The sequence below is a fragment of the Hallella bergensis DSM 17361 genome (assembly GCF_000160535.1).
GTDB classification, from domain to species: domain Bacteria; phylum Bacteroidota; class Bacteroidia; order Bacteroidales; family Bacteroidaceae; genus Prevotella; species Prevotella bergensis.
On record NZ_GG704782.1, the window covers coordinates 1 to 2,920 of the forward strand.

Annotated in this window: 3 protein-coding genes and 2 pseudogenes; all 5 read right to left on the minus strand. The window is 36.7% G+C overall.

Translation table 11 applies throughout. From position 1 onward, the window contains the following. Window positions 1–212: 212 nt before the first annotated feature. Window positions 213–506, minus strand: coding sequence for a hypothetical protein (locus HMPREF0645_RS14495; protein WP_007174543.1), 294 nt, complete (start codon window positions 504–506; stop codon window positions 213–215). A 336-nt stretch (window positions 507–842) separates the two neighbouring features. Beyond that, window positions 843–1,352: pseudogene (locus tag HMPREF0645_RS14435) on the minus strand (RHS repeat domain-containing protein); the annotation flags it as partial. A 158-nt stretch (window positions 1,353–1,510) separates the two neighbouring features. Next, window positions 1,511–2,143, minus strand: coding sequence for a hypothetical protein (locus HMPREF0645_RS08450; RefSeq protein WP_083793820.1), 633 nt, complete (start codon window positions 2,141–2,143; stop codon window positions 1,511–1,513). Next, window positions 2,136–2,285 (minus strand): hypothetical protein, encoded by a 150-nt coding sequence (locus tag HMPREF0645_RS13860; RefSeq protein ID WP_004357077.1) that lies wholly within the window; start codon window positions 2,283–2,285, stop codon window positions 2,136–2,138. The genes HMPREF0645_RS08450 and HMPREF0645_RS13860 overlap by 8 nt, the downstream gene beginning before the upstream one ends. A gap of 409 nt (window positions 2,286–2,694) precedes the next feature. Next, a pseudogene (locus tag HMPREF0645_RS08455) lies at window positions 2,695–2,920 on the minus strand (hypothetical protein); the annotation flags it as partial.

Here is a 2,920-nt window from a genome sequence, read left to right on the forward strand (position 1 = left end):
ATCGAGCATCCAAACATAAACTCTGCAACTACCTTGCATATATATTATGAATATATTATTATTGTTTTGATTATAACGAGCAGCAATGTTGTTCACCGTCTTTAAAAAGTTACAATGTATTATCCGATAGGATGGTAAATACACCTTTTTTATTGTTCTCTGTGAAAAGCAGGGAACAAATATCAGAAGGAATATAGATATGATAAAGTGTTTCATTTTTTTCTATTTTTAGTTGTTCTTGTTGCAGTAACAGTAAAGCCTTCCAAATTAACAGAATAATCTTCTATTTTTGAGTTGGGATCAAATGTGACATATTCTCCACTCATAGGTCCATAAATACCAAATGTTATTGATTGGTTGCTAATCTCTGTCATTTTTGGGGCAATAGGAATATCTCCATATTTACCTCCAATATTCGATGGAATAAGTACATTACTTGGATGTGAATGATAAAATGCACGCAAAGTATATCCATTTTTAAGTTGTTTGTTAAACAAATCAACCATACCAGACTCACTCTTTTCATTATGAGAAGTCGTTAGGTAATTCTAATCTTTTGCACCCTCAGTACCTGTCTGCATAATACTCCATTCTACTGATGTATTCTTAGCAAAACTTTCAAATAACTGTTTGGCATGCTTATCTCCACGTACCTGATAAACATCGTATCTTGTTCCTCCATCTGTTTTCTGTCCCGAAGCCTTTTCGATTGTTCCATATTCAAATGATAAACTTTTTCCTTTTACCCTCTTTCCTGCTTTACTTACAAAAAAGAAAGCATCGTGCTTATCAGTCTTTATCTGTTTGACGATGTCGCCTTTGCTATTAATTTCCCATTCGTCTCTTCCATCAGGATCAACTAATATTATCGGGTTATTCCTTGTATAGCAATAGATAGTAAGCCATGGCTTTTCCTCTGCAGATGGATCCACACTCATCCACAGACTCAACCTTGGCTCATAGTACCTCGCACCATAGTAGTACAAACCTATCTCCTCATCCAGCTCTTTGGCGTTGAAGAGATAAGGCGTGTTCCAAGTGTTGTTGCGCTCCTCAATGAAGACCTCGCCGAACGGCACATACTCGATGTGCTGCGATACCTCGCCGTCAAGGTTCGTGATGTAGCTACTGCTACCCAAATGGTCGAGGTGGTAGTAGAATTGCATCTTTTCGTAGTCGTCGTTCGGCTTGAAACCTTGTGCCAACGAGTGCAAAGCAAGCTCGCTTGCAGTTTGCCAAATGCCGCCAAGGTTCAACTCCGTTAAGTTGCCGTCGATGGCTGCGCGTGTCATGGCTTTCGCCTGTGCCGCCTCCGGCATACCGTTGTAGTTGTCGTTTACCGCACGATTGTATCGTGTGGCAATAATGGAAACAAATCCATGCGATTGAATCGCACGACAGCCTATAGAGGGTATTAAACCCAATATTGTCACGCGATTCAATCGCACGGCAGCAGGGGGCAATATTGTGTTAAAATACAAAAGCATCTCCACATAATCATCAAAATTCATCAAGGATTCCCTTTGGGATTTCCTTGAATTCCTAGGCCACAACATACAATTGGTTTAAAGAAAACAGGTATACCCGTATTGATAGAATTATTTATAACGTCAAAAAAAACATATATGTAAAAGAAAGGAATTCGCTTATCAATTGATGTCGGAGAAATATTCCATTTAACAGCCAATTCTATGTTCTTTTTGCTGTTCAGATAATCATTCGCTATACATAATCTAATCGCTTGTCCCTTCACAGAATAAACTTTATACACAAAAACAGAATCTGAGCATAAAGTATAGAAAAGATTTTGCTTCTTTAGAGGAACAGGACATATGTTGGGGGCAATATAATTACCATATTCCCTATCAAATGGAGAAAACTTGTAAATTTCTACATTTTTATAGCAAGGAGAAACTAATGCCGAATAAATTTCTTTCGGACTCATTATACGAATACTATCTATTTGGGTCGTAAAATAAAAAGTGTCCATTGAGTGATCTATTGACAATGTATCCTTTCTAAAGATTTCTTTCTTGCTGTAACGCTCTATAAGAAATCCTTCTATCTTTACCATCTCTTCTTGACTATATGCATAAAATTGATAGTTCGCAAAGAAGATTAATGCAAAAAAATATTTATCCATAACCGTTATCAAAATTAGAGCCACAATTACCATTGACATAGTCGCTATTGTCTACACCGTTGTATGGCAAATCAAATGTCTTGTAATTGTCCTTGATGGATTGTAACTGCTGATTGTACTTATCCTTGTAATTGACAGTCACACCGTCAGCTTCATTGCCGGCGTATGGTATTCGTCTTGGGTCTGTCTCTTATGTTCACCAATATATGCTGCTTTTTGATTTTACTTCAAATTCTATCATAACTTCTTATTGTTTATGGCTATCAAGTACTTAACGTTGTTCTTTCCTATTTATTGCTTACGGCTTTTAATACCCATATAAGGGTAATGATGAACACCCATATAAGGGTATTGCCTGTTACCCTTATATGGATGTTGGAGCGCGCTCTTGTATGGGCAAGTTCAAACAATCTAAATATGGTTTAGCACTCACTTGTTGTTTTAATGTTATACATTCTGTTATTTATCGCTACCGTGGCTTGCCGTTTGTGTGCCACGTTTGTTGTTCTTTAATTTGACCGTCATATTTTGAAAATTAATGCTTCTAACATTTATTTCACAACTTTGTTGTTTAACTCATTTATAATATATTGTTCCTTTCGCTTAACTTGCTTCTTGGTAAAATCACTATATACACCTCTTCGCCTCTGCGCAAGGTGTTTTCCTATAAGGCTATATGCTTCTTTTAATTTTCCAAGATTTAATTGACAAATAGCCTTTAGATATAAAGAGTCGTTTTTAATAGACATTGCCCATTTCAGGCCTTCCCCATGAATT